Raw genomic sequence first — 26,583 nt, 5'->3', positions numbered from 1 at the left:
ATTATACACCATCTGTAGGGGCGAACGGCCGTTCGCCCCTACTAGATATGGTTGTTTTGCGTAAGTCCTGTATAATTTAAACCAAACTTTAGTAACAACCATGAGTATGTTAGTCTCAGATGAAATTATGCAAGCCAGTGGCTTATCAGAACAGGAACTTTTATTGGAAATTGTGATGATGCTGTTCCAAAAAGACAAAATTAGCTTAGGAAAAGCGAGTGAATTCCTCGGAATACATCGAATGCAATTTCAGAAATTACTGGCTGATCGTGGTCTTTGTGTTCATTATGATGTAGCTGAATTTCAAGAAGATCTCAAAACATTGCAGGAAGTCGGTGCGTAATGATAATTGTGAGCAACACTTCGCCCATTTCAAATTTAGCAAAAGTTGGGCAAATTAACCTTTTGGAACAACTATATAAAACAGTTCTGATTCCTACTGCGGTTCATGATGAATTGCTGGATGAGAGGGCTGGATAGACTGTCGTTAAAGCAGTTAAATCAGCAATTTGGTTAAAAATACAACCTGTTCAGAATCAAGAATTAGTAAACGAACTACGAAATATTATAAATTTGGGAGAGGCTGAAGCGATCGCTCTTGCTGTTGAAGTAAATGCAAGCCGACTGCTGATCGATGAGCGTTTAGGTAGACAAGTAGCGACAAACCAAGGATTAAGAATTATTGGAGTGTTTGGTGTTCTGTTGAGTGCGAAACAGCAAGGGTTAATCACAGGAGTTAAACCTACAATGGATGATTTGATCTCTCAAGCAAATTTTCGAGTGAGTAGTAAACTCTACGCAGATGTTTTAATAGCAGCAAATGAATAGGTTTATGACTCTAAAAATGTAATCGATGTTTAGATGGAACCCTATTGATTATATCCTAATCTTAGTTCCTTTTAGTTCAAGAAACCAAATTTCTGAACGTTATTGATCGACTGAAGAACAATTTTTTTATGAAACCGGGTTTTTATTAAATCAAAGTTGAAATTATTATCAAAAAAGATTAAAATAATTTTATATAACTTAACAACATCCCTCTGGCTCAGATTTTATGGAATGCGTGATCACCCGTCGGGCGCAATTTTCCGCCAGTCATCGGTATTGGTTGCCCGAATTGAGCGCCACCGAGAACTTAAAGCGATTTGGCCCCACATCTCGCGCCCCTGGACATGGACATAACTATGTTTTGTATGTGTCCATGGTCGGAGAACTCGATGAATATGGCATGGTCTTAAACCTGTCCGACGTCAAACACACCTTGAAACGGGAAGTCACCGACCATTTAGACTTTTCCTACCTGAATGATGTTTGGCCGGAATTTCAGCAAACCCTACCCACTACGGAAGCTCTGGCCCAGGCGATTTGGCATCGGTTGGCCCCCCATCTTCCCCTCACCAATATTCAGCTATTTGAACATCCCGAACTCTGGGCCGATTATCAAGGAAACGACATGGAAGCTTATCTAACTATTAGTACCCATTTTAGCGCCGCCCATCGGCTGGCTCATCCTGACCTCAGTTTTGAGGATAATTGTGAAATTTATGGCAAATGTGCTCGTCCTAACGGTCATGGTCATAATTACCATTTAGAAGTGACGGTGAAAGGGGAAGTTGATCCTCGGACGGGGATGATTGTAGACTTAGACGGGTTACAAAGAGTTATTGATGATTATGTTGTCGAACCCTTTGATCATACGTTTTTAAATAAAGATATTCCCTACTTTTCTAAAATTGTACCAACGGCGGAAAATATTGCGGTTCATATCCGGGATTTATTGCAAAAACCGATCCAAGATTTAGACGCGCAATTGCATAAAGTTAAATTAATTGAAAGCCCGAATAATTCCTGTGAAGTGTATTGTACAAATACGGAATCTGAATCTACCCTTGCTCAAATTCAACAGCCTGTTTTAGCTCAGGTTTAAAAATTAGAAACAAAATTAGAAACCGGGTTTCTGCATTAGTCTATTACTAAAATCAATAGATCTAGTTTAGAAACCGGGTTTCTGCTGCAAAATCCTGATCAAGCGGTGTCAATTCGTAAGATAGAACAGCACTCCCCCTAAACGAGTTGACACTTATGCGGTTATCGACAGTTACCTTTTTAACCTTAGCAGCCCTTGTTGCTCAAGACTCCTGTGTTGAAGCGAGTTCCAGTCCCGAACAAAATACAAGTCCTTTACCCAATGCTTCCGAGGCGGGTCGGGCGGCTGATGCGGTCGAAATTATTGCATTAGCTCCTAGTTTAGCGGTCAGTATGCCGGAAATGATCGGCAGTCCATCTTTTAGCGATGCCGAATATTCCTCAAAAGAAGTTGTATCCTTATCAATGACTAATGTTCTGGATCAAACTTGGTTAGCAAAGTTAGTTAAAATGGGTCAGGGGAAAGCCCAAAGTGCAATTACAACTCCTGTTTCTGTTGCCCAAATTAGTCCAGATTCTGCATTAAATTATGAATTTAGTCAAACCATTACCTTACTGAATACTTTATTAATTGTCGCCACATTAATCCCCAGTGTAACAATATTATTCTTTTGGTTAGTTCGTCGCTTAATCGTTAAAGAGATTGTAGCTCAAGCTCAAAAGCAGTTGAACCGGATTGATAATTTAGAATCACAATTAACAGCATCTAAACAGCGTCATCAACAGTTAATTAAAGAATTAGAAATACAAATAAGAACTGCTCAAGAATCCATTGATTTTTTAACCCGAGAAGCCAAACTATCTAAAGCGTCTATTGAACAAGTAGAAACTCTTAAATCCCAATTTGTATTCCGGTTACAAGCCATGATTTCTGAGGTTCAAGAGATTAAAGAGCAGTCTTTAAAAGACTTACAAGAAAAAACCTTAGAAACCGCGAAAAATATCCCCCTATTACCTGATGAAAAACCAATTAATTTGAATGGTTTATCACCATCTTCTGAACCTAAAAAAATATTAATTTCAGAGGTAAATATAGTTACTAAATCCGAGTCTGATCCCGGGTTAATGATTGCTGACGATTATTTAAAAAAAGCAGAATCTTTAATCATAGAAGGTAAGTTAAATCAGGCTTTAAAATATTTAGAGAAAGCAATTGAAGCTAATGCTAATTTAGATCAAGCCTGGTATAAAAAAGCGGGTATTTTAGTTAAATTACAACGGTATAATGAAGCATTATCGGACTATGATAAATGTTTGAGTTTACAACCCCAAAAATATGAAATTTGGTACAATCGAGGCAATATTTTAGTGCGGTTACAACGCTATGCAGAAGCAATTGAATCCTATGACCAAGCGATTAAAATTAAACCCAATGATTATGAATCTTGGCATAATCGTGGGGCATTATTGAGAAAATTTAAACGGTTTGATGAAGCATTAGAGTCCTATAATAAAGCCTTAGAAATTGCTCCTGATAAATATGAAACTCTGCATAATCGAGGCAATGTTTTAGCAAAGTTAGAACGGTATGAAGAAGCGATCACATCCTACGAACAAGCGATTAAACTGAATCCCAATAAATCAGAATTATGGTTAAATCAAGCCAATGCTTTATCCGCTTTACAACGTTATCAACAAGCTTTACAATCCTTAGAAAAAGCCTTAACTTTAAATCCTAATAACTTTGAATTATTCAAAATTCAAGGTAATATTTTAGGAAAACTCAACCAAAATGCTGAAGCCTTAGAGTCCTACAAAAAAGCCATAACAATTAAACCCGATAGTTATGAAACTTGTTTTGAATGTGGAGAAATTTTAGTGAAACTACAGAAATATTCGGAAGCGATCGCCCTGTATGAACAAGCGATTAATTTAAAACCCGATTCATCAGAATCCTGGCGATCTAAAGGGGTCTGTTTAGAAAGATTAGAGCAATATCCTGAAGCCTTAGCGTCCTATGATGCGGCGCTTTCCTGTCAGTCTGATGATGCGGAAACCTGGCGTTATAGAGGGTCTTTATTGTCGAAGTTAAAACAATATCCTGAAGCCATTTCCTCCCTAGGAAAAGCGATTTCTATTCAAAAAGAATTGAGAAGTACCAAAAATCATTGGGTTGGTTAATCTGGTGTCTTTATCCCTTAACCTAAATTAAATTTAAGTAACTCAATCGAGCTTTGAATTTGGCTGGTTTTAAAAAATTTATAGGTAGGGTTTCTCGGGTCAAAATCATATTTTTTAAAATAGAAAAATGAACTTCCAGAGGGTCAACGGTTTTGGGTTTGACTGGGGAATTCCATTGAGTTAAACGACGGTTAAAACGGGATTGTAGAGTTTGACGACAAGGAGTATCACAGATCGGTTTAGATTGAGTTTCCATAGGTTTAACATAGTGGTTGTTACCTTTAATTGTGTCGAATAATTTTAAAAACTTTGTGCTAAAAATCTTGATATTCTGTGAATTTGATCGGGTAAATTGATATATTAGATCAAGGATCACAGGTGAGATCAACTAGATTTTAAAGTGATTTTGATCACAACATTTTAAATATATGACTCCCCAACCCGTAGTTAACCGACCTCAAACCACGGTAATTTTAGCGATGAGTGCGGATGGTAAAATTTCCGATGAATGGCGATCGCCCGCCCGTTTTGGTTCAGAACAAGATAAACTACATTTAGAACAACAAGTGGCACAAATGGATGGGGTTTTATTCGGTGCGGGAACATTAAACGCCTATCAAACCACTATCAAAATTAATTCTCCTAAATTATTACAACACCGAAAACACCACGGAAAATCCCCTCAACCCATACAAATTGTGGTGTCTGCTTCAGGAAAGATTAACCCCAATTTACGTTTTTTTCAACAATCTGTTCCCCATTGGTTACTAACTACAAATCAGGGTCAAGAATTATGGCATAATACCCCAGGGTTTGAAAATATAATTATTGCCGATAATCAGGATGATCAAATTAACTGGAGTATGGCTTTTGAGCAATTCCAAAAATTAGGCTTAAATAAGTTAGGAATATTAGGAGGAGGTCAACTGGTTGCTTCCCTCTTAAAACAAAACCTGATTGATCAATTTTGGTTAACCATTTGTCCCTTAATTTTAAGTGGTAAAAATTCTCCTACCCCCGCCGATGGAGAGGGCTTTTTATCCACCGTCGCCCCTCGCTTGCAATTATTGGAGGTGAAAACCCTGGGACAAGAAGTATTTTTACATTATCAAGTATTAACTGACAAATAATTCTGTCCTTTGCCATTTTTGTAAAAATTCGATTACCCTAAATAATGAATAATGCGTCGCTGATCATTTTTGAAACAACATGGTAAAACCCTTAACCTCCGCCTATTCGACCCGTTGGATTAATACGGTTGCCGAAGTCCCTCAAACGGCTTGGGATGCCCTTGCCCAACCCTTAATCACACCCTTTTTTGAATGGGATTGGTTGCATAATATTGAATCATCGGGAAGTGCCACCGGACGCACGGGTTGGTTACCCCATCATTTAACCGTATGGCGGGATCAACAGTTGGTGGGAATTGCGCCTTTATATGTAAAAGGGCATAGTCGCGGGGAATTTGTCTTTGATAATCAATGGGCGGATGTGGCCCATCAATTAGGGATTCAATATTATCCCAAACTCTTAGGAATGTCACCGTTTACCCCCGCCGAAGGTTATCGATTTTTGATCGCCCCCGGGGAAGATGAGGAAGAAATTACGGGGTTAATGGTGCATTCCATTGATCAATTTTGTATTGAAAATAAAATTTCTGGCTGCAATTTTCTCTATGTTGATCCTGAGTGGAAACCGATGTTAGAAAAATTTGGGTTTGCCTCTTGGTTACACCATAGTTATATTTGGAAAAATCAAGAATATGAAACTTTTGATGATTATTTAAAAGGGTTTAATGCTAATCAGAGACGCAATATTAAACGGGAACGAAAAGCCGTTATCCAAGCCGGATTAAACTTACAAACCTACACAGGAGATCAAATTCCAAAAGCCTTTTTTTCGGAAATGTATGAATTTTATGCCAGTACCTGTGATAAGTTTGGCTGGTGGGGAAGTAAATATTTAACCCGCAGATTTTTTGAACAATTGCATCATAATTATCGGCATCGGGTGTTATTTGTTGCGGCGTTTGATGATACCACCCAACATCAACCCATGGGAATGTCGTTTTGTTTAACCAAAGGCGATCGTTTATATGGTCGCTATTGGGGAAGTGTTCAAGATATTGATTGTTTACATTTTGATGCTTGTTATTATTCTCCCATTGAATGGGCAATTGAAAACCAAATTTCTCTGTTTGATCCGGGTGCGGGGGGACGGCATAAGAAACGTCGAGGTTTTCCAGCCACACCCAATTATAGTTTGCATCGATTTTATGATCAACGTTTAGCTCAGATTTTAAAGTCTTATATCGGACGAATTAACGAGATGGAACAACAGGAAATTGATCATGTTAATCAGGATTTGCCTTTTAATAATGATAAATCAGATTGATAAATATTGGGATTTGATAATATGAGAAAGTTTGTTAATTAACAGAAATCTCAATAAACCCGCCCCCAACCTGTAAAATAGAATCTCAAAATGGTACAGGTAATTGGAAAAAATGGTACAGGAACGCACGTTACCGACGTTTAAGGCGGATGCAAATGCTGTAACCCGTGATGAAGGGTTAATGCTGTATGAGGATATGGTGCTGGGGCGGCTATTTGAAGATAAATGTGCCGAGATGTATTATCGGGGCAAAATGTTCGGTTTTGTCCACCTGTACAACGGTCAAGAAGCTGTGGCCACGGGGATGATACGCGCGGGTCGCCGGGATGAGGATTATGTTTGTAGTACCTATCGGGATCACGTTCATGCTTTGAGTGCGGGGGTTCCACCCCGGGAGGTCATGGCGGAATTATTTGGTAAGGCTACGGGCTGTTCCAAGGGTCGGGGCGGCTCGATGCACCTATTCTCCTCTCCCCACAATTTATTAGGGGGGTTTGCCTTTGTGGCGGAAGGAATTCCGGTGGCCACAGGTGCGGCTTTTCAAACTAAATACCGTCGGGAAGCGATGAATGATCCGAATGCAGATCAAGTAACGATGTGCTTTTTTGGCGATGGGGCTTGCAATAACGGCCAATTCTATGAATGTTTGAATATGGCGGCGTTATGGAATTTGCCGATTATTTATGTGGTAGAGAATAATAAATGGGCGATCGGGATGGCCCATGACCGGGCAACCTCTGACCCGGAAATCTACAAAAAAGGCCCCGCTTTTGGAATGCCGGGTTATGAAGTGGATGGGATGGATGTTTTGGCGGTTAGGGAAGTGGCGAAAAAGGCCGTTGCTCGTGCCCGCGCTGGTGAAGGCCCAACCTTGGTAGAAGCCTTAACCTATCGTTTCCGGGGACATTCTTTGGCTGATCCCGATGAATTACGGGATAAAGAGGAGAAGGAATTTTGGTTTGCGCGTGATCCAATTAAAAAATTTGCAGCCCATTTAACGGAACACAAATTGGCAACCCCGGAGGAATTGAAAGCTATTGATCAGCAAGTTCAAGTCATTATTGATGATGCGGTAGAATTTGCCCAAACTAGCCCCGAACCCGATCCTAAAGAGTTATACCGTTATATTTATGCCGATGATTAATAAACCTTAAAACCAGCAATTAGGAAACAGGGTTTCTGAACCAAAATTAGAAACTCTGTTTCTTTCCCCATTACCCTGTTACTGAGCGAAGTCGAAGTATTACCCATTACTTAATCTCTTTCTAACCCCCTAATAAATACTGTAATTTAATATTAATTTTAGTATTTTCCCCGGCAACAACAACTGCTGTATCATTGAATTTGGGTGGCCCGGCGAGAATAGTGGGATTTTTAGAAAAACCAAATCCTTCGGTGGGAATTCCTAAGCCATTACGGTTAGCTTTATTATCACTATTCGCATCATGAAGAACGGCAATGGCATAACTACCCGGTTGTAAATCCTCAAAATTCATCACAACAGGTACTTCTGTAATCGTCACACAACCGCTTTTTATGGCATCATCTCCATTACCGGGAAAGCCTTTATTACTAGCAAATAAACTCGCACAAATTTGTCCGTTTTTATTTTTTAATCCGTCAATGGTGAGGGTGATTTTACTTTTAGTTTGAGCTTGAGCATTAAGCGCGGCCGTAACCATACTCAAACATATAAAAGCAGTTAAAAATGCTCGGGGTTTGAAGGAGGAAATCATCATGGAGAAGACGAGGATCAGGATGTTTAAATTATCCAACAATTCGATAACTTTGTAAAGTTTTTTAGCGATCGCGGCTGATTCTTAACCCATTTAGCCCTTAAATTTCATCTGACTTGAGGTTGAAATCTGGCTCCTTCCCATCCCATAAAGTCGCAATTCGATCGCCTTTTTCTGTATAAGTGAATTCAATTTGTAGATAGCTTTCCGGTTTATAGGGTAAACGATCAGCCCATTCAATCGCCACAATTCCGGGTTCTACTTCGATACCTTCCCAATATTGCTCTAAATTCAAGTCTTCAATTTCCGAGGTTTCTAATCGATATAAGTCTAAATGGTATAGTGGAATCCTACCATTTAGATATTCATTTATTAAAGTAAATGTTGGGCTTTCAATAGATTCACAGAGGTCTAAACCTTCAGCTAATCCTTGAACAAAAGTTGTTTTTCCAGCCCCTAAATTTCCTTCTAATAATAGCACACTATTGGCTGGGAGCGATCGCCCGAATTGTTGTCCCAATTCACGGGTAGCTTGGGCGTTGGGTAAATGGAATTGAGTCATATTTTCAGATTAATATTTTAGAAAAGATTAAGCCCTAAAGGGCTTACTACGTTGTAGTGAGTCCTAAAGGACTCGGTTAGTTTTTGCCAAACCATCTTAATAATACTGGGGCTAACCGATAGGGATCATGGCGTAAATATCCGGTATTTTGATCAACATCCATAATATTACTGATCACAATTCTTCGACCCAATTGTTTAACTATGTCTCGATCTAAAATAACTGGGTGAGAGTCTTCTTTCGCATATCGAATTAAGGCATTAGCCGGGGGAACTGTGCCTTGAACTAATACCGCATCAAATAATTGATAACCACAGGCTTTATCAATAGCTTTAATATGATCAGAAACGCTATAGCCATCCGTTTCGCCAGGTTGCGTCATAATATTACAAACATAAATTCGGGGAACATTTTGAGAAGCAATGGCGGCGGCTATTTCTGGAACCAATAAATTAGGAATTACACTTGTATATAAACTTCCCGGGCCAATAATAATAAAATCTGCCTCTAAAATTGCTTGTATGGCTTTTGGTAGGGCCGGAGGATTGGGAGGAATACAACCAATGGTGACAATTTTTCCCTTAGCTTCGGTAATACTAGATTCCCCATGAATTCGGCGACCATCAGCTAATTTCGCCCATAAATTCACATCGGTTAAAGTGGCGGGGAGAACTTGACCTCTAATCGCTAATACCTTAGAACTCGCGGCGATCGCTTGTTCCAAATCCCCTTCAATTTCACACATTGCAGTTAAGAATAAATTCCCGAAACTATGTCCGGTTAATCCATCTCCGGCGGTAAATCTATATTGAAATAATTCCGTTAATAATCGTTCTTCATCGGCCAAGGCTGCGATACAATTTCTAATATCTCCCGGGGGTAAAACTCCCATTTCTCGGCGTAACCGCCCGGACGATCCGCCATCATCGGCAACGGTAACAATTGCGGTAATATTAGCGCTATATTCTTTCAATCCTCGTAATAAGGTAGATAATCCCGTTCCACCCCCGATCACAACGACTTTCGGCCCCCGTAACAAACGGCGATGACTCAACAGGCGATCTACTAATTGTTCATCCCCAGCCGGATAAAAGGCTTCACTAATGGAATTGAGACTGCGAGTTTGACTCCAAAGAACGAGCACAACCCCCAAGGCGATCATCAATGGCCCCGAGATATAATTGGGAATAACCGTGGCAATCCATCCTAAGAAATTTTTCAGCAGTTGTAGGATGTTATAAATTGGGGTCATTCCCGTCCAGATAGCTAACCCCAAACTAGCGAGTAAAACCCCCGCAGCACTGACGGCCATCCAGCGTTTGATAAACAGTCCCGGGGATAACCATTTAAACCATTGGTTAATCATCCGGGGAGAATAATGTTTGGATAAACCGAGATGGAGTCTGAGTTTCATAATTCTGCGTAGGGTGTGTTTGAACGAACCAGTTGACATAGATAGTGTTTTACTTGGATATTGGGGCTTCCACAGACAATTTAGACTATAGGAGGTCGTGCTGATCGTAAAATAAGGGACGGGAGTTAATTAACGGTTTAATTTTTTCTAACTAGGTAGATCAACGTGATGATAACGATTAAATCGTTGGCTTAACAACCGAACGGGATCAAAGGTACAAGGATCAAAGGTTTAAGGAGATGATCAAAGACAGTAAAAAGGGAAAAACTCAGGGTATTGAAGTTGTGCCCGTAGATTCAAAGGATAAGTTAGTTTTATCAAAGTCCTCGGAATCTTTAGAACCTTTAATTGAATTAAAAGGAGTGAGTAAATCCTTTGGTTCCCAACTGATTTTAGATCAGGTTGATTTAACGATTTATCGAGGAGAAGCGTTAGGAATTATTGGCCCTTCAGGAACTGGAAAATCAACCATTTTGCGAATTATTGCCGGACTTTTACCCCCCGATCAAGGGGAAGTTTATGTGTTAGGAAAAAAACGCCAAGGATGGGTTGATGATATTACCGATCCGATTGGTATTGCCATGGTCTTTCAACAGGCGGCTTTATTTGATTCTTTAACGGTGACAGAAAATATCGGTTTTTTACTCTATCAACATACAAAATTACCTTCTCAAAAAATTAAAGAATTAGTGAATGAAAAATTAGAGATGGTGGGGTTGCCTAATATTGGCGATCGCTATCCCGCCGAATTATCAGGAGGAATGCGAAAACGGGTAAGTTTTGCCCGGGCAATTATGCCCAATCCCGAAAATCCTAGGGAGACTCCCGAGGTTATTTTATATGACGAACCCACCGCCGGTTTAGATCCGATTGCATCAACGGTGATTGAAGATTTAATTAGGGATTTACAACATAGTGGAAAAGGTTGTAGTACCTATAGTATTGTGACGCACCAAGATAGTACCATTCGACGCACGGCCGATCGGATTATTTTTTTGTATCAAGGTTTAGTTCAATGGCAAGGATCAATTCAGGAAGCATTTACAACCGATAGTGCGATCGTCAAACAGTTTTTTAGTGGCAGTATTGATGGGCCGATTCAAGTGGCTAAATAATATAAAAAAGTGTTAAAATTTCGGATATTCTCAAAAATCAAATGATCAAAATATGAGCAAAAAAACAGCAAAGTACGGGACTTGGAAATCTCCCATTACCGCCGATTTAATGGTAGAAGGAACCGTAGGACTGGGGGGGTTAACGTGGGATGGGGATAATATTTATTGGATAGAAGGACGGCCATCGGAAGCGGGGCGCAGCGTGATTGTTCGTCTGAGTCCTGATAATCAATTAAATGATGTTACTCCTGAATCTTTTAATGTGAGAACTCGGGTTCATGAATATGGGGGAGGTTCCTATATTGTTAATCAAGGAACGGTTTATTTTTCTAATTTTGTTGATCAATATCTGTATCAACAGAATATTCAAGGGGAAAATACTCCCTATCAAATTACGCCAAAACCTATTACCCCAGAAGGAGAATATCGTTATGCGGATGGGGTAATTGATCCTCAAAATCAACGGTTAATTTGTGTTCGAGAAGATCATACTCAAGGCGGAGAACCGGTTAATACTATTGTCAGTATTAATCTGAATAATAGTGAGGATATTCGGGTTTTAGTAGGGGGCAATGATTTTTATGCTTTTCCCCGTTTAAGCCCTGATGGTAATCAATTATCTTGGATTTCATGGAATCATCCGAATATGCCTTGGGATGGGACAGAATTATGGGTTGCTGAGGTTAATTCCCAGGGGTTATTAGGAGAAAAACAATTGATTGCGGGGGGTTTAGAAGAATCGATTTTTCAACCCCAATGGTCACCGGATGGGGTATTATATTTTGTAAGCGATCGCTCGAATTGGTGGAACTTATATCGGTATACTGGAAAGATAGAATCTTTATATCCCATGGCGACAGAATTTGGTTTACCCCTGTGGGTATTTGGAATGTCAACTTATGGGTTTAGTTCCGCAGAAAAAATTATTTGTACCTACAGTAAAAACGGTAATTCCTATCTAGCCAGTTTAGATACTCAAACTCAAAAATTACAGGATATTGATATTCCTTATACTGCAATTGATAGCTTAACCGTTTCTGGAAATCAAGTCTTATTTATCGGTAGTTCTCCCACGGAAAGCAGTGCCATTGTCAGGCTTAATTTAGAAACAGGAGAACTAGAAGTATTAAGACGTTCTAGTCAAATTGTACTGGATAAAGGCTATTTATCCGTCCCTCAACCAATAGAATTTCCTACAGAAAATGGGAAAACAGCCTACGGATTTTTCTATCCTCCTCAAAACAAAGATTATCAAGTTTCAGAGGGAGAAAAACCGCCTTTAGTTGTTAAAAGTCATGGGGGGCCAACGGCGGCAACATCTAGTAGTTTGAGCTTAAAAATTCAATATTGGACGAGTCGAGGATTTGCGGTTTTAGATGTTAATTATGGGGGAAGTACGGGTTATGGACGGGAGTACCGTCAACGGTTAAATAAAAATTGGGGAATTGTGGATGTGGATGATTGTTGTAACGGGGCAAAATATCTCGCAGAACAGGGTTTAGTGGACGGAAATCGGATGGCAATTGCGGGCGGAAGTGCGGGCGGCTATACTACTTTATGTGCTTTAACCTTTAAGGATGTATTTAAGGCGGGGGCGAGTTATTATGGAGTCAGTGATTTAGCAGCTTTAGCAACGGATACCCATAAATTTGAATCCCGTTATTTGGATGGTTTAATTGGGATTTATCCAGAAGAAAAGGCTATTTATCAACAGCGTTCTCCGATTTATCACGTTGATCAATTATCCTGTCCGGTGATATTTTTTCAGGGATCAGAGGATAAAATTGTGCCTCCCAACCAAGCAGAAATGATGGTAGAAGCCTTAAAAGCGAAAGGTGTTACGGTGGATTATGTTCTGTTTGAAGGAGAGCAACATGGCTTCAGAAAAGCAGAAAATATTAAACGTGCTATTGATGGTGAATTTGGTTTTTATGCCAAAGTCTTTGGTTTTAAACCTGCAAAATAAACCCATTTAATTGTAGGGGTTTTTAAAAAAGTTAGTTTGGGTTTAAAGACTCAACCCCTACAATATCGGCAAGAATTGCTATAATAGTCCATAAACAGATAGCATGAATAATTATGTCTGTCACACCGATTCAACCTCCGACTATTGATTTAACTGAAATTATTACCGAGGATGATACTCCTGTGGATAATTTTCTATCCGCCAAATTGCAGCGTTTATTAGTTGAATGTTTATATAGTTCTTGGCAAAGATTAGGAGAAAATTCAACGTTTTTAGCTGATGCTAATGTGGGTATTTTCTATGCACTCCGTCATCCTCCCATTGTACCGGATGTATTTTTATCTTTAGATGTTGAAGTTCCGCCAGATTTTCGAGAAAAACGAAATCGGACTTATTTTATTTGGGAGTTTGGGAAACCGCCCGATGTGGTGATTGAAATTGTTTCTAATCAAGAAGGAAATGAACTCGGAAGTAAGTTAATTAATTATGCCCGGATGCGGGTGACATATTATGTTGTGTTTGACCCGTTACAACAATTGGGCGATATTTTATTACGAGTTTACGTCTTACGGGAGGGACACTATCAAGCGTTAGAACCAACGTTAATTGAAACTCAATCAATATTTTGGTTAGAACAAGTTGGTTTGGGATTAACAATTTGGTCAGGAATATATGAAGAAAAACAGGATTTTTGGTTGCGGTGGTGTGATGATCAAGGGGTGATTATTTTAACGGGAAAAGAACGGGCTGAAAAGGAACATTTAAGAGCAGAAATTGCTGAACAATCTCGGCGAAATGCTATTCCTCGGTTACGAGAAATGGGGTTAACGAATGAACAAATTGCTGAAGCGTTAGGTTTAGAGATTGGAGAGATTTAACCCTCCTTTATCGACGTTTTCTCCAATTTATTTAGAGGATACTGAAAAATGATAATAGAAACAGCGATCTTAAAAAATGTCGAAAAATTACCTGAATCTGTTAAACAAGCAGTGCTTGACTATACGGAATTTCTTGTGAACCGATACAATGAGGAAACACCTCAAATGGAGAAACCTACCAAGCGAGGAGGACTGGGAATTTGGAAAGGTAAAATCTGGATGGCAGATGATTTTGATGAACCTTTGGAAGATTTAAAGGATTATATGTAAACATGAATATTTTATTGGATACCCATACTTTTATTTGGTACTTTCAAGATAGCGAAGAATTAAGTTATAAAGCGGCAGAAATTCTTGAAGATCCAAATAATAGTCTCTGCCTGAGCATTGCCAGCTTGTGGGAAATTTCCATTAAGATTAATCTAGGAAAACTCAGGTTGCAAAACTCTTTTTCTGAGCTAGAGGGAGTGTTACGACAACTAAAAATAGAGGTTTTGTCTATTACATTCTCTGATACAGAGTGCTATCTTAACTTGCCCCTGCATCATCGAGATCCTTTTGATCGCATTCTGGTTGCACAAGCGATAAATCATTCTCTTATTTTAATTAGTCGTGATTCGGCTTTTGATTATTACCCAATTCAGAGGATATGGAAATAAAACAGAATTGTATTATTTGTTATTAGACACGGAACGCCGTTTTCTAATTCCTTTGGTTAAAATCGCCAATAAAAATCCGACTAAAAATGATAATTCTAAAGCCGGATTTTGAGTAGTTAGCAAAAAAGATCCGACAATGGAAATAGCAGCTAAAGTGTAGATAATTTGCTTGGGTTTCATCGTTTTCAACCGTAAAGATCACAAAACTAGACAAAATGAATTATAATAAACTCTGTAGAAAGGCTGAATTAACCTTTCTCAAGAGATAGGAGACTTCTAAAATTCGATGACTACAAATTCCCAACGTTATCATATTACAACTTTCGGCTGTCAGATGAACAAAGCCGACTCGGAACGCATGGCTGGTGTTTTAGAAGAAATGGGCTTTGATTTTACCGAAGATCCCAATGATGCCAATGTGATTCTTTATAATACTTGTACGATTCGAGATAATGCCGAACAAAAGGTTTATTCCTATTTAGGAAGACAGGCAAAACGCAAACAGGAAGAACCAAATTTAACGATTATTGTCGCTGGATGTGTTGCCCAACAGGAAGGAGAAACCTTACTGCGTCGGGTTCCTGAAATAGATTTAGTCATGGGGCCACAACACGCTAACCGTTTACAAGACCTACTAGAACAGGTCTTTCAAGGCAATCAAATTGTTGCCACAGAACCCATAGAAATCATCGAAGATATTACTAAACCCCGTCGAGATAGCGAGGTGACAGCCTGGGTTAATGTGATTTATGGTTGTAATGAACGTTGTACCTATTGTGTGGTTCCCAATGTACGCGGGATTGAACAATCGCGCCGACCGGAAGCTATTCGGGAAGAAATCGAAGAATTAAGCCGTTTGGGGTATAAAGAAATCACATTATTAGGGCAAAATATTGATGCCTACGGCCGCGATTTGCCTGGTTCAAGTCCTGGAGGTCGGCATTTATATAATTTCACGGATTTATTGTATTTTATTCATGATGTTCCTGGCATCGAACGGATTAGATTTGCCACCAGTCACCCCCGTTATTTTACAGAAAGATTAATTCGGGCTTGTGCGGAATTACCGAAAATTTGTGAACATTTTCATATTCCCTTTCAGTCGGGAGATAATCAACTTTTGAAAGCCATGTCCCGGGGTTATACTCAAGAAAAATATCGCCAAATTATTCATACAATTCGGGAATATATACCCGATGCTTCTATTAGTGCTGATGCGATTGTGGGATTTCCAGGGGAAACCGAGGAACAGTTTGAAAATACGATGAAATTAGTCGATGATATTGGCTTTGATTTATTAAATACCGCCACCTATTCTCCTCGTCCAGGGACTCCCGCAGCCCTGTGGGAAAATCAACTCAGTGAGGAGGTAAAAGCCGATCGTTTACAACAATTAAATCGCTTAGTTTCTGTGAAGGCAGCCGAACGTTCCCAGCGTTATTTGGGCAGAATTGAAGAAGTGTTAGTTGAGGGAACAAATTCCAAAGACCCTTCTCAAGTAATGGGACGCACCCGGGGAAATCGGTTAACCTTTTTCTCGGGAAATTTAGCGGAATTGAAAGGTCAACAGGTGAAAGTGAAAATAACCCAGGTAAGACCCTTTAGTCTAACTGGGGAACCTGTTGAGTTGTGTATACCTGTATGACCGCTAAAAATGATTTAAGATTGGTGATTTTATCTTTGGGTTTGGGGCTGGTGTTAACGGGGATGGGCGTCCGGGCGATCGCTTGTCAAAATTCCCTCCATGCACCTTCCCCAGTCCCTCTGGATAACGGCGGATTAAGTTCCGAGTCTCCTGTTACCAAAACCCAGACAGAGGAGGGGTCTATTCCCCAACCTCGGGCGAATGGAGATTATCAGCGATCGCCCCATTCTTCCTGGCAAATAACCCAATCTAATACTCAAGGAATTGATTGTCGGATGTTAGGAAATACCAACTATTCACAATTAGAAAATCCTAGCAATAAAACCGAATTAAATATTGAAAATTGGCCTGTGGTGGGAAAACTACCCGCAGGACAGGACTTTGAAATTAATTTAGGCCCGGCGGGGTTTGGTGTGGTTTACGATACGAAAAAACAACCTTGGATTTATGTTGAAAAAACCGATCAAAAAGCCGCACCTTCCCATTGTTTTGTGCGAGCTAATCGGCAGTTTGTACAACCGATTTCTGCTGAGTAAATTATACAATTATACCATAAAAACCCGGTTTCTTTGAGAAACCGGGTTTTTATCTATTGCTAATTAATTAATTTTACAACTTTCTAATTTTTCGGCTAAAATCTCTAGGTTTTTCCACCATTTTCCTGTGCTAACTATCCAATTGCGGGTAGGTAAATGTCCAATGGGAGCGGATGTTTTATATTCGATTCCATAATCAGGATTGTGGGGATTATAGGTTAACCATCCCACCTGCTGACAAAATTTTCCATAGTCTCCTTCGACTTCTTGATAAATTTTATTTTGGATACTAAATCCAAAGCGACTATTACTATATTTTACCCAAAGATAATTAATGGTTTGTAGATCTTCACAGGGTAAATTTACTAAATCCTGGGCGTATAAATAGGTTTTTTTAGATTTTTTTAGGGCTTGACAGAGGACAACCCAGGTTTCTTGATCCGCTTGTTTCCAATGTTTTTGAGCTAAGAGGGTTTGGAGTTTAGTATAATCGACTCCCACGGCGGATTTTAAAGGATCATTTAAGGGGTGATAGCCTAAATTTTGTTTAATTCTATCTAATAAATTAGGTGTTTTAGCGGCAGCTTGGATGACTTTTGCAGATGTTTTTTTAATAGGAATAACGGGTTTAACTGCTAAATTGACAGGCGTTTCAGAAGATTGAATGGCTTTTAAGGCTTCTTCGGCGGATTTATAACGTTGATTAATAGCGGTCGCTATTAATTTATTTAAAACGGTTTCTAAGCGATCGCTAATAATTTGTTGCGGGATTAAATAACTTCGCCAATTCCATTTTTCATCATGATCATCATATAATTTTCCTGGGGAAATTCCCATAATTAAATATAAACAAGTTAGCCCTAAGCTATACAAATCACTGGCGGGATAAACTTTTCCTCTCATTTGTTCAGGAGCCATAAATTCCGGTGTTCCGATAATAGTTCCACTGTGGAGTAAAGCGGTTCCTGTTAACAGTTTGGAAATCCCAAAATCTATTAAAACAATATCATTTTTATTAAAATCCGTGCTTGTTTGAAGGTCGGAATTTTCTGCCGATAAAATAGGATAAATAGTTGATTTGATTTTAGCACTTATTTGAGCTTGTTCCTGATCTCCCATTTTAATAGTCGGAGGAACTTGGGTTAAATCGATAACAGGATCTAGGTAGTTTTCACCAGAGGCGGCCAGAGAACAACGTCGCATCAAATTAGCAGGTTTAATATCTCGATGAATAATATTTTTTTCATGAATAAATTGTAAAATAGGGAGAATTTGTTTTAAAACGTGCCAAATTTTTTTTTCTGTAAATAATCCATCTTGTTTTAATTCATCAAATAGGGTTTTTCCCTGAATATATTCTTGAACAATAAACAATTGTTGATTTTGTTCAAAATGTGCTAATAGTTGAGGAATTTGAGGATGTTTTCCCAATTGATCTAAACGCACTGCTTCCTGACGAAATAATTTAGCGGCGGTTTGATAATCCTGGGGGTTTTCATATTGCACAAAAAATTGTTTAATCACACAATAGGGATGGGACGGAATTTGTTGATCAATTGCCAAAAATGTCCGACCAAAACCGCCTCTACTTAAAGGTTTTATGGCGAGATAACGATTTTGAAGTAATAGAAATTGACCACAACCTTGACAATATTCGGCTGAGTCGAGATTTTCTGGATGAGAACATCCTACGGTCATACAATAACTCATCGCAGGTGAGGGAATATATTGTTGAGCCGATAATAACACAACTTCAGATTGTGAGTGTCGCTGCGCCCGTTGTTGCGCTTAAGCGCACTCTTACAAGAGGTCTTAGCAACAACAACCAACACTATTATAAATTAAAAACTTTCGCAATTTGACAAAATCCTTCAACTTCTAAACCTGCGGTAATATAAAGGGGTTTATGGGTTAATTGATCTTTATAGTCTAAGAGATTAGCCACTCCAATAGACTGAGGAAATAACTCAGAATTAAATAGAGTTTGATCATTAGGACTATCGCCAATGGTAAGAATTTGTTCCGGGGTTAAGTCTGACCAATAGTGCTGAATAACCTTTAATAATCCCGTGGCTTTATCTTGGTTTTTAGGTTTAATATGACCTTGAACAGTGCTATAGGTAAATCCCCAACCCAATTCTGTACAGAGTTCTGTTAATTGTTGAATTTCCGATAAACTAATATTTTGAATATCAAATGTCCAATCTGTAAACCGAAAAGGATTATCGGCCGAAGCCTGGAGATGGGGATATTGAACTTGGAGAATTTGAAACCCTTGGGCTAAATTTTGCCGATGTTGGGAGAGAGAATTTAAAGGGATTAAAAATTGCGGCTGGTCAGACTCCAAGGGATAATATAAACCGCCATTTTCAGCGATCGCACCTGTCACCGGAAGATAATGTTTTAACGCTTGTACCCATCCCGCCGACCGTCCCGTAATTAAAATTACCGGAATTTTAGCCTGTTTTAATGCAAACAAAGCCTGGAATAAATCCGGGGTAAATTTTCCGTTTTGGGTTAAAGTTCCATCGATATCCGTTGCAATTAAACGAATATTATCGAGTGCATTTGCTTGTATGGCTTCGCTCAAAGGCGTTAAGGACATGGACACAACCCCTCTATCAGTGATTCAAGTATTTTAACGATAGGGGGCCCGAAAAACGGAGAGGGTGGGATTCGAACCCACGAGGAACCGTAAAGCCCCTAACACATTTCGAGTGTGTCGCATTCGACCAACTCTGCCACCTCTCCAAGTTAGAAATGATCTAGATCTGATTCTAAACCACTTCTCGAATTATATCAAAGAAGGGAACCATCTGTTTGATCAAAATCTAAAGTTGTTTCAAAACCCTGGGTTGGCGTCCATCTCAAAGCCCCATCTCGACCCGTCCAGAAGATTTGAGTTTGCTGTTGATTTAGGGTTTCCACGGTTTTCGGATCAATAGAATTGGAAGAAGCGATCGCAATTTTAGGCCTTAATACTGATAAAAGTTCCGGGGTTAAGGATTAACCCAAATTACTAGGATTAAACCATAGAGCGTTATTAATTGAATCAGGGAAATACTGCCCACGGCAATCGAATTTCCTGGAAGTTGACTAAAATATTTGGCTATTTCAATTAAACCTAAAATCGGATAATAAAGAAATTGGGCGATCGCACTTCCCAAACTGGGCAAGAATAAGGCGGATAAAGCACTCGCTATCCCTCCTAATGTAATAATAGAAATCAGGGGAGATGCGATAATATTAACCAGAATACTATAGGGAGATAATACTTTAAAAACATATAATTGCAAAGGCAATGTCCAGATCATTGCTGATAAAGGAACAGCAATTAAAGACGCGAACAAAGGAGGCATCCAATTCAACCTTTCCATTAAGGGAGGAACCGTAACCATTAATCCCAAAGTGGCTAAAAAACTGAGTTGAAATCCAATATCAGAAATCCAATTAGGATTAACAACTAATAATAAAATAGCGACGATTAATAATACGTTTAAAGGTTTAGTTTGCCGTTGACTTAACAGAGCAATTAATACCGCCAAACCCATTAATGTTGCTCGTAATACCGAAGGAGAAATCCCAGTTAATCCTAAATAAATCAGTAAGGTTAATAATCCCAAACCAAATCTTACCCTGGGAGAAAACTTTTGAGTGATCGCTAAAATAACTCCCAATAAAAATGAGACTTGAAATCCTGAAGCTGCTAAAATATGAGCCAGTCCAACTTGAACAAAAATATCTCTAATATCGTAGGGTAAATCAACAGCTAAACGTCCTAAGACCATCGCGCTTAATAGGGAACCTTTGGGAACTCCTAATAATTGAGCTTGGGCGCGGGTAATCCGTTGGCGAATTTTCCACAGTCCCCAAGGAGGCGGTTGACTATCATCATGACTAATATAACGTCCTCGAAGTCCGGTAAATGATCCTTGTTGAGCCAGATAGTTTTGAAAATCAAATCCACCCGGGTTAGAAGGGGGTTGAGGTTTGTATAAACTTCCGGTAATGGCGATACTTTCCCCCGGATATAATCCCGTCGCTTTTAATATTGGAACAGTCACATAAACCAAACCACTGACATCTTTACTCACGGCGATCGGAGTATTATTATTCGTAATTTCATTAACTTGATGTACCTGTAACCAAAATTGTCCCCGTCCCGAACGAGTTAACCGAGGAATACTACTCACTTCTCCCCGAACCGTAATTAATAAATCTTGGCTATTTCCACTATCAATAATTAACTGAGTAATATCATTTATCGCGGGTTGAGGCGTTCTGATTTGTAAATAAAAACTGGCTAAAAAAGCAATAATTCCAGCCAATAACCACACCCAAAACGGAAACTTAGGACGAGAAATTTTAGGGATTTTATCTGCAAATTCAATCGGATCAGTTAGGGCATCTTTGCGCGTTTGTTTTTGCTGAATAAATTGTTTAATTCGAGCTTGGCGGGATTGTTTCTGTTGATAAACTTGTTTTAGGGCGGTGACTATTGCCAATATAATTCCTAAACCTAATATTGCATAATTTCCCCCAGGAATTACACCCACTAGCAAACCTAAGAGATAAGCAAAAGCTAGAATTAAAATCACCGTCTGATTCATGATGTGATGAAATAGGGAGCAGGGGAGGCAGGGGGCACTTCGACAGGCTCAGTGGCCGCAGGGGAGGCAGGGGGAGCAGGGGGAGTAAGTGGTGCGTCAGTGAATACAATACCTTAACACCTTAACACTTTCATACTTCAAAACTTCCCACACCTCAACAACCAAAAAGAATCAATTATTTTAGATAGAAAGCCCTAATTTTAAACCTAAAACGGTATGGACTAACATTAATCCTAAGATAACGGTTCCAATATAAGCATGGGTTGCCCTAAAACCCGAGTTGTCTTTGTTAAATCCGGTAAAAGCAATCAGACTATTAGTTAATAACAATCCTAATAATATTGTTCCTGTCCAGAAGTGGGGACTTTCTAAAATGGGTTGTTTTTGCATTACTAAAGATAATAAACCTCCCGTGTAGCCTAAAGCCAAAAACAAAAACATTAAAGGGGCGAGTTTTCGGTGGTCAGAACGATTTTTTAAGGCGACTTCCTTATCTGCTGCCAGACGTCCGCGCCATCCCGTCCAACCCACATAACTCCCCATCGTAAAAATAACGGTTCCCATCATCACCGGATGTCCCCAATGGGTGATGGGTTCAGGAATACCTAAACCCCGAAATAGATTAGCAATGGGTTCTAAAAGTTCAACTAAACTCATATTTTCTGTTCAAAAGCCGATTAGATTTCCATAGTTCAGTTTAGGACAATTAGGGACGGATTTGACAGTTTTGAACACCTTTTCCCATAGTCAGAAGTATTCTGGCGTTCTCTGTTGCCTGTTCCCTGTTCCCTGTTCCCTTTTGATCATTTTGAACACACTCAAATAGGATTGCTATACCTTAGCTTTTATTAACACGAATCAGTTGATAAGCACCCGCTTGATCCACAATTTGATATTGATCAGGTTTTAATCCTAGATCAATTAATTCTTGGGGATGTGCCAACATTAACAGGGTTTGAGTAGGAGATTTTTGCACCAATGGAGTTTGAATATAGGCGATCGCATCCTGGGGGTCGGGACGGTATTGAACTCGATTTTGAGTATAAAAAACTAAACTGGGTTTTTTGAAACCAATCATAATTAATTCTTCGCCTAATTTTCGCTGTTGTACGACGGTTTGGGCTAGGTATCGTAGGGGTTGCTGTCGATGTTGATCGAGTAAATTATAGGTGGGAGTTACTGCCCAAATAAAAAAACTAATAAACGCTAAAATATTAACTATAAAAATGGATGAAATTCGACCTTTCCACCAACTTAGGGTTATTCCTAATGTGGCGATCGCCCAAATTAAAGCCGATATATTTGGAATTCCAGAGGCTTGTAAATCTACTCTAAAATCTGGCATATCTGCATCATATCCAATTAAATTTTTACTAAAATAACTTCCAACAGATGCCAGAAAAACAAATAAAATATTAATCAAAATAGCAATATTTAGGGAATAAAATTTATTTTTTTTAAAGCTACTTTTAGAGATAATATTATTCCAATATAAAGATACTAATAAAACTGAGGCAGGAATCAGGGGCAAAATATAACTGGGAAGCTTAGTAACCGCTAGGGTGAAAAATATAAAAATTCCGCCAAACCAAAAAACTGCAAATAATTGGAGTTGTTTAATTCGAGTTTGATGTTGCCAATAGCGACGGTTCCAGAATTTTGTCGAAGCGATCGCCGGGGGTAAATACACAGAAAATGGCGCAAATCCGACTAAAATCACAATAAAATAGAAATACCAAGGAGCAGAATGGTGATTCACAACGCTGGTAAATCGTTGAAAATTATGATAACCAAAAAAAGAGTTAATATAGTTTTGACCATTAACTAAAATTACTAAAATATACCAAGGAATTGTAATTACTAAAAAAATTAAACTTCCCTTTAATAAACCCATTTGTTTTAAAACTTGGCGCCATTCTCCCAAATAAATTAAAAATGAACCAATAATTAAAATCGGTAAAATAATCCCAACCGGGCCTTTTGTCAAAACAGCTAAAGCAGTTAAAATATAAAAAGCTAAATACCAAATCTTAGAAGCATTCCCACCGAGAGGTAAATCTTGCCATTCCTGAACTTCTGACTTAGCATATCCCAGAAAAAAAGCTAATAACCCCGAACCCAAACACCCAGTTAATAACATATCGGAAACCCCAATTCTTGCCCAAGCCAGAATTCCCGGATTAAATGCGATTAATATAGCCCCCATCCAAGGTAAAGGATGTAAAACAATCTTTCTAAAATTGGGTTGAGCTAAAGAAGGGATAAAACCCGGTTTTTGATCTTCTTTTATGGTATAAAATTGGGTCTGTTGGACGTAATAACTTAAAGTATAAAATCCTAAACAAACGAGCATGAAACCTGCTAATGCCGAAGGAAGACGCACTCCCCATTCATTCACCCCAACTATCTGATAAGAAATTGCCATTAACCAATAAATTAATGGCGGCTTATCGAAACGGGTTTCCTCATTAAAATAGGGAGTAATCCAATCTTGGGTTACTAACATTTGACGGGAGGCTTCCGCAAACAGGGGTTCTGTTTCATCCAGTAAACTAGAAGTTCCTAAATTCCAAAAAAAAGCCACAAAACCGATTAAACCCAACCCCGCAATACAAACTAGCCAAGGGAATACAGGAGTTTTGATCAGAGGTGAAAAAAGGGTGGGAGTCTTTCGATTTGAACTTGATTTCATGGGCTAAGAACGCAGATATTAACGATTAAGATATTGACAGTTTACTTGTGATGTGTTAACTAACTAACACTGAAGTCAATATATCAATTAGTTATTATCGTACACGGAAGCAAAAATACTCACCCTATCAGGAATATTGGTGGCTGGATCAAATTAATTTCTTCATGGGGTCGGTTTGATCACCAATTCCCATTCCTGGTCTTGAGAATTCCAAGCTGGAAGGGGAGTTTCTCCCACAATATAAGGCCCCCAGTAATAGCGAGAACCATCAGGAGCAAAAACCACCAAGATATCACCGGATTTGAGGATTAAATCCTCTCGCGGAAGGGATAAAATCAAACCCTCCCCACTGCCCTCGGCGGGCGCAAAATCCCAGTGAACAGGTTCGGTGATATTCGGGGCTGAACGACTCAGTAAAGCCACACGCACCGGATGTTCAGTCAGGTTACTGACCCGAAATGACCCTTGGTGATAGTTTGTAGGTGTAGGAACCGAAGACGGGGGAAGGCTAATATTCAGGGGCGGTGGTGGCGCAACAGAGGTTTTAGGAAAAGTCGTGGATAAGGGATGAGGCACAGATAAGACCATCTGTTCGGCGGGTTTTCGCTCCGTTTGCATACAATAGCGAAATAAAAATTGCCTTAAACTAATTAGAGTTAATAAAATAGTTCCAGTAATTAGAAAGGCTGGATAAAGTTTATCTTTCATAATCTTTTGCTTTAAATTAGATCATTAATCCCACTAAAATTCACAATCCGTGCTATGCAAAATACCCGTCTCAATCGACTTTTCAATGTAATTAATGCCCAGGTGGGGCGATTGTTAATGAATCCTTGGCGACGGATTTCGCTGCTAACCATTAGTCTACTGTTTGGGATATTCCTAGCCCTGGCCATTTCTACGATAACCGGACAAAAGGCGCGCTTAGATGTGACGGTAGCTTTAGTAATATCTATCGTGGTCGAAGGAGTGAACTGGTTAGCTTATAGTAGTTCCCCCCGTTTACGACAATCTTTTTGGGTGGAAAACCTAAATGCCATCAAAATTGGTTTGAGTTATGGGTTATTTTTGTTAGCCTCAATGTTAGGTTCATGATGGAAATTGATTGAATACAATTAGAATTATCTATGCTTGAAATTCTCAAAGCTTGGAGGAATGGACAAAAACCCCATCTCACAGATTTAGAAGTTTTAGAACAATGGGAACTGTCCGATCATCAACGTTCAACGGCTTTCGGAATCACACCTGGAAATGTTAGGGTGAAAATAGAAGCCAGATCCCATCTATTCTGTCAACTTCAACAGCAAAAGATTCAGTTTCCTCTGTTATTTGAACAGTTAGAAACCCTATGGAAATTTTGGCTACCTTTAGCAACCCAACTGGCTGAACATCGTCAACGCTTGGGTCGTCCTCTGGTTCAAGGAATATTAGGAGGGCAAGGCACGGGAAAAACAACCCTCGGGAAAGTCTTAACTTATATTTTGTCTCTTTTTCACTATGACACACTTAGCTTGTCCTTAGATGATCTCTATAAAACTTATTCAGAACGTCAACAGTTACAAAAAGCTGATCCGCGTTTAATTTGGCGAGGGCCACCGGGAACCCATGATCTGGAATTGGGAATCCAGGTTTTAGATCAATTGCGTCAACCTTTGCCCGGTCAAAGCATTGCCATTCCTCGGTTTGATAAGTCCTTATGGCAGGGGGCAGGCGATCGCATTTCCCCCGAATTCGTGACCGGAATTGATATTATTTTATTTGAAGGTTGGTTTGTAGGCTGTCAACCCATTGACGACCAACTTTTTGATTTTCCCCCGGTTCCAATTATGACTTCTTCGGATCAACAATTCGCTCGGGATATGAACGAACAGTTAAATCACTATCTTCCTTTGTGGGAAAAATTAGATCGGTTACTAATTTTAAATCCTGTAGATTATCGCTTATCAAAACAGTGGCGAATCCAAGCAGAACAGGATATGATTAATACCGGAAAATCGGGAATGACTGATGCAGAAATTAGTCAATTTGTTGATTATTTTTGGAAAGCCTTACATCCCGAATTATTTATAAATTCCTTAATTAAAAACCCTGACTGTGTGGATTTAATTATAAATATTAACCCCGATCATTCTATTGGGAATATTTATCGGGGTAATCTATGATCACCTCCGAGATTATATCCCCATAAATCCGGGGACTTAGAATCCATTTCCCCCCTTCTCCAAAAGCGTATCTAGGAATAAAGAATTTATTTTCCATTACCCTGTTACTGAGCGAAGTCGAAGTATTACCCATTACCCATTACCCATTACCCATTACCCATTACCCA

28 protein-coding genes and 1 tRNA gene are annotated in these 26,583 nt (G+C 39.2%); 16 read left to right on the top strand and 13 right to left on the bottom strand.

Going from position 1 to position 26,583, the window contains the following annotated elements; all coding sequences use genetic code 11:
• Nucleotides 1–100 precede the first annotated feature (100 nt).
• The 4 genes from PL9631_RS02055 to PL9631_RS02040 all read left to right on the top strand — a co-directional run bounded on the left by PL9631_RS02055 (nucleotide 101) and on the right by PL9631_RS02040 (nucleotide 4,047).
• On the top strand, nucleotides 101–343 hold the full coding sequence (locus PL9631_RS02055; RefSeq protein ID WP_083616483.1) for a UPF0175 family protein: 243 nt from the start codon (nucleotides 101–103) through the stop codon (nucleotides 341–343).
• A 230-nt stretch (nucleotides 344–573) separates the two neighbouring features.
• Entirely contained in the window at nucleotides 574–828 is a 255-nt protein-coding gene (locus PL9631_RS27125; RefSeq protein ID WP_331281245.1) for a DUF3368 domain-containing protein, read from the top strand.
• Between the two features lie 226 nt (nucleotides 829–1,054).
• A complete protein-coding gene (locus PL9631_RS02045) occupies nucleotides 1,055–1,927 on the top strand; it encodes a 6-carboxytetrahydropterin synthase (RefSeq protein WP_083616480.1) in 873 nt (290 codons plus the stop codon).
• Between the two features lie 155 nt (nucleotides 1,928–2,082).
• Nucleotides 2,083–4,047 carry a tetratricopeptide repeat protein gene (locus PL9631_RS02040; RefSeq protein WP_083616478.1) on the top strand — a complete coding sequence of 655 codons (1,965 nt, stop codon included), beginning with the start codon at nucleotides 2,083–2,085 and terminating at the stop codon, nucleotides 4,045–4,047.
• A gap of 22 nt (nucleotides 4,048–4,069) precedes the next feature.
• On the opposite strand, the gene PL9631_RS02035 is transcribed toward PL9631_RS02040, so the two are convergent.
• Nucleotides 4,070–4,303: a hypothetical protein gene (locus PL9631_RS02035; protein ID WP_083616476.1), complete on the bottom strand. Its 234-nt coding sequence runs from the start codon at nucleotides 4,301–4,303 to the stop codon at nucleotides 4,070–4,072.
• A 172-nt stretch (nucleotides 4,304–4,475) separates the two neighbouring features.
• Here PL9631_RS02035 and PL9631_RS02030 point away from each other — a divergent pair, with 172 nt between their 5' ends.
• The 3 genes from PL9631_RS02030 to pdhA all read left to right on the top strand — a co-directional run bounded on the left by PL9631_RS02030 (nucleotide 4,476) and on the right by pdhA (nucleotide 7,585).
• Complete coding sequence (locus PL9631_RS02030; RefSeq protein ID WP_083616473.1) at nucleotides 4,476–5,177, top strand: RibD family protein; 702 nt, start codon at nucleotides 4,476–4,478, stop codon at nucleotides 5,175–5,177.
• Between the two features lie 79 nt (nucleotides 5,178–5,256).
• The gene (locus tag PL9631_RS02025) at nucleotides 5,257–6,441 is read left to right on the top strand and encodes a GNAT family N-acetyltransferase (protein WP_083616470.1); all 1,185 of its coding nucleotides are present in this window, start codon (nucleotides 5,257–5,259) and stop codon (nucleotides 6,439–6,441) included.
• Between the two features lie 112 nt (nucleotides 6,442–6,553).
• Nucleotides 6,554–7,585 carry a pyruvate dehydrogenase (acetyl-transferring) E1 component subunit alpha gene (gene pdhA / locus PL9631_RS02020; protein WP_083616468.1) on the top strand — a complete coding sequence of 344 codons (1,032 nt, stop codon included), beginning with the start codon at nucleotides 6,554–6,556 and terminating at the stop codon, nucleotides 7,583–7,585.
• Nucleotides 7,586–7,706: 121 nt separating this feature from the next.
• Here the strand turns inward: pdhA and PL9631_RS02015 are convergent, their stop codons facing one another.
• The 3 genes from PL9631_RS02015 to PL9631_RS02005 all read right to left on the bottom strand — a co-directional run bounded on the left by PL9631_RS02015 (nucleotide 7,707) and on the right by PL9631_RS02005 (nucleotide 10,153).
• Entirely contained in the window at nucleotides 7,707–8,123 is a 417-nt protein-coding gene (locus PL9631_RS02015; RefSeq protein WP_197046231.1) for a DUF2141 domain-containing protein, read from the bottom strand.
• 154 nt (nucleotides 8,124–8,277) lie between these two features.
• Nucleotides 8,278–8,739: a tRNA (adenosine(37)-N6)-threonylcarbamoyltransferase complex ATPase subunit type 1 TsaE gene (gene tsaE / locus PL9631_RS02010; protein ID WP_083616467.1), complete on the bottom strand. Its 462-nt coding sequence runs from the start codon at nucleotides 8,737–8,739 to the stop codon at nucleotides 8,278–8,280.
• A gap of 76 nt (nucleotides 8,740–8,815) precedes the next feature.
• Entirely contained in the window at nucleotides 8,816–10,153 is a 1,338-nt protein-coding gene (locus tag PL9631_RS02005; protein ID WP_407947568.1) for a gluconeogenesis factor YvcK family protein, read from the bottom strand.
• A 239-nt stretch (nucleotides 10,154–10,392) separates the two neighbouring features.
• Here PL9631_RS02005 and PL9631_RS02000 point away from each other — a divergent pair, with 239 nt between their 5' ends.
• The 5 genes from PL9631_RS02000 (at nucleotide 10,393) to PL9631_RS01980 (ending at nucleotide 14,771) form a co-directional block, all read left to right on the top strand.
• Nucleotides 10,393–11,268, top strand: coding sequence for an ABC transporter ATP-binding protein (locus PL9631_RS02000; RefSeq protein ID WP_083616462.1), 876 nt, complete (start codon nucleotides 10,393–10,395; stop codon nucleotides 11,266–11,268).
• 52 nt (nucleotides 11,269–11,320) lie between these two features.
• On the top strand, nucleotides 11,321–13,234 hold the full coding sequence (locus PL9631_RS01995) for a S9 family peptidase (protein ID WP_083616460.1): 1,914 nt from the start codon (nucleotides 11,321–11,323) through the stop codon (nucleotides 13,232–13,234).
• A 113-nt stretch (nucleotides 13,235–13,347) separates the two neighbouring features.
• Entirely contained in the window at nucleotides 13,348–14,112 is a 765-nt protein-coding gene (locus PL9631_RS01990) for a Uma2 family endonuclease (RefSeq protein ID WP_083616458.1), read from the top strand.
• 48 nt (nucleotides 14,113–14,160) lie between these two features.
• Nucleotides 14,161–14,382 (top strand): type II toxin-antitoxin system VapB family antitoxin, encoded by a 222-nt coding sequence (gene vapB / locus PL9631_RS01985; RefSeq protein ID WP_231516612.1) that lies wholly within the window; start codon nucleotides 14,161–14,163, stop codon nucleotides 14,380–14,382.
• A 2-nt stretch (nucleotides 14,383–14,384) separates the two neighbouring features.
• Entirely contained in the window at nucleotides 14,385–14,771 is a 387-nt protein-coding gene (locus PL9631_RS01980; protein ID WP_083616456.1) for a type II toxin-antitoxin system VapC family toxin, read from the top strand.
• Between the two features lie 12 nt (nucleotides 14,772–14,783).
• Here PL9631_RS01980 and PL9631_RS01975 read toward each other — a convergent pair whose 3' ends face one another.
• On the bottom strand, nucleotides 14,784–14,951 hold the full coding sequence (locus PL9631_RS01975) for a hypothetical protein (RefSeq protein ID WP_156090412.1): 168 nt from the start codon (nucleotides 14,949–14,951) through the stop codon (nucleotides 14,784–14,786).
• A gap of 106 nt (nucleotides 14,952–15,057) precedes the next feature.
• On the opposite strand from PL9631_RS01975, the gene miaB reads away from it, so the two are divergent.
• Nucleotides 15,058–16,416 (top strand): tRNA (N6-isopentenyl adenosine(37)-C2)-methylthiotransferase MiaB, encoded by a 1,359-nt coding sequence (gene miaB / locus PL9631_RS01970; RefSeq protein WP_083616453.1) that lies wholly within the window; start codon nucleotides 15,058–15,060, stop codon nucleotides 16,414–16,416.
• Nucleotides 16,413–16,952: a hypothetical protein gene (locus tag PL9631_RS01965; protein WP_083616451.1), complete on the top strand. Its 540-nt coding sequence runs from the start codon at nucleotides 16,413–16,415 to the stop codon at nucleotides 16,950–16,952. The genes miaB and PL9631_RS01965 overlap by 4 nt, the downstream gene beginning before the upstream one ends.
• A gap of 63 nt (nucleotides 16,953–17,015) precedes the next feature.
• Here PL9631_RS01965 and PL9631_RS01960 read toward each other — a convergent pair whose 3' ends face one another.
• The 8 genes from PL9631_RS01960 to PL9631_RS01930 form a co-directional block, all read right to left on the bottom strand.
• On the bottom strand, nucleotides 17,016–18,650 hold the full coding sequence (locus tag PL9631_RS01960) for a serine/threonine-protein kinase (protein WP_231516611.1): 1,635 nt from the start codon (nucleotides 18,648–18,650) through the stop codon (nucleotides 17,016–17,018).
• A gap of 136 nt (nucleotides 18,651–18,786) precedes the next feature.
• Nucleotides 18,787–19,557 (bottom strand): HAD family hydrolase, encoded by a 771-nt coding sequence (locus PL9631_RS01955; protein WP_083616449.1) that lies wholly within the window; start codon nucleotides 19,555–19,557, stop codon nucleotides 18,787–18,789.
• Nucleotides 19,558–19,613: 56 nt separating this feature from the next.
• A tRNA-Ser gene (locus tag PL9631_RS01950) sits at nucleotides 19,614–19,703 on the bottom strand.
• 48 nt (nucleotides 19,704–19,751) lie between these two features.
• A complete protein-coding gene (locus PL9631_RS26915) occupies nucleotides 19,752–19,880 on the bottom strand; it encodes a hypothetical protein (protein WP_269321676.1) in 129 nt (42 codons plus the stop codon).
• Between the two features lie 71 nt (nucleotides 19,881–19,951).
• Nucleotides 19,952–21,562: a ComEC/Rec2 family competence protein gene (locus tag PL9631_RS01945; protein WP_231516610.1), complete on the bottom strand. Its 1,611-nt coding sequence runs from the start codon at nucleotides 21,560–21,562 to the stop codon at nucleotides 19,952–19,954.
• A 180-nt stretch (nucleotides 21,563–21,742) separates the two neighbouring features.
• Nucleotides 21,743–22,219 (bottom strand): DUF4079 domain-containing protein, encoded by a 477-nt coding sequence (locus tag PL9631_RS01940; protein WP_083616447.1) that lies wholly within the window; start codon nucleotides 22,217–22,219, stop codon nucleotides 21,743–21,745.
• A 181-nt stretch (nucleotides 22,220–22,400) separates the two neighbouring features.
• Nucleotides 22,401–24,254 (bottom strand): ArnT family glycosyltransferase, encoded by a 1,854-nt coding sequence (locus PL9631_RS01935; protein WP_083616446.1) that lies wholly within the window; start codon nucleotides 24,252–24,254, stop codon nucleotides 22,401–22,403.
• A 162-nt stretch (nucleotides 24,255–24,416) separates the two neighbouring features.
• A complete protein-coding gene (locus tag PL9631_RS01930; RefSeq protein WP_083616444.1) occupies nucleotides 24,417–24,962 on the bottom strand; it encodes a hypothetical protein in 546 nt (181 codons plus the stop codon).
• A 54-nt stretch (nucleotides 24,963–25,016) separates the two neighbouring features.
• On the opposite strand from PL9631_RS01930, the gene PL9631_RS01925 reads away from it, so the two are divergent.
• On the top strand, nucleotides 25,017–25,349 hold the full coding sequence (locus PL9631_RS01925; protein ID WP_083616442.1) for a DUF565 domain-containing protein: 333 nt from the start codon (nucleotides 25,017–25,019) through the stop codon (nucleotides 25,347–25,349).
• Nucleotides 25,350–25,381: 32 nt separating this feature from the next.
• Nucleotides 25,382–26,416 (top strand): glycerate kinase, encoded by a 1,035-nt coding sequence (locus PL9631_RS01920; protein WP_083616440.1) that lies wholly within the window; start codon nucleotides 25,382–25,384, stop codon nucleotides 26,414–26,416.
• The last annotated feature ends 167 nt before the right edge of the window (nucleotides 26,417–26,583 follow it).

Origin of the sequence: Planktothrix paucivesiculata PCC 9631 (assembly GCF_900009265.2) — a bacterium.
Taxonomy (GTDB): Bacteria; Cyanobacteriota; Cyanobacteriia; order Cyanobacteriales; family Microcoleaceae; genus Planktothrix; species Planktothrix paucivesiculata.
The sequence above is the reverse complement of the archived record's forward strand: the minus strand, read 5'-3'. Positions and strand labels throughout refer to the sequence as shown.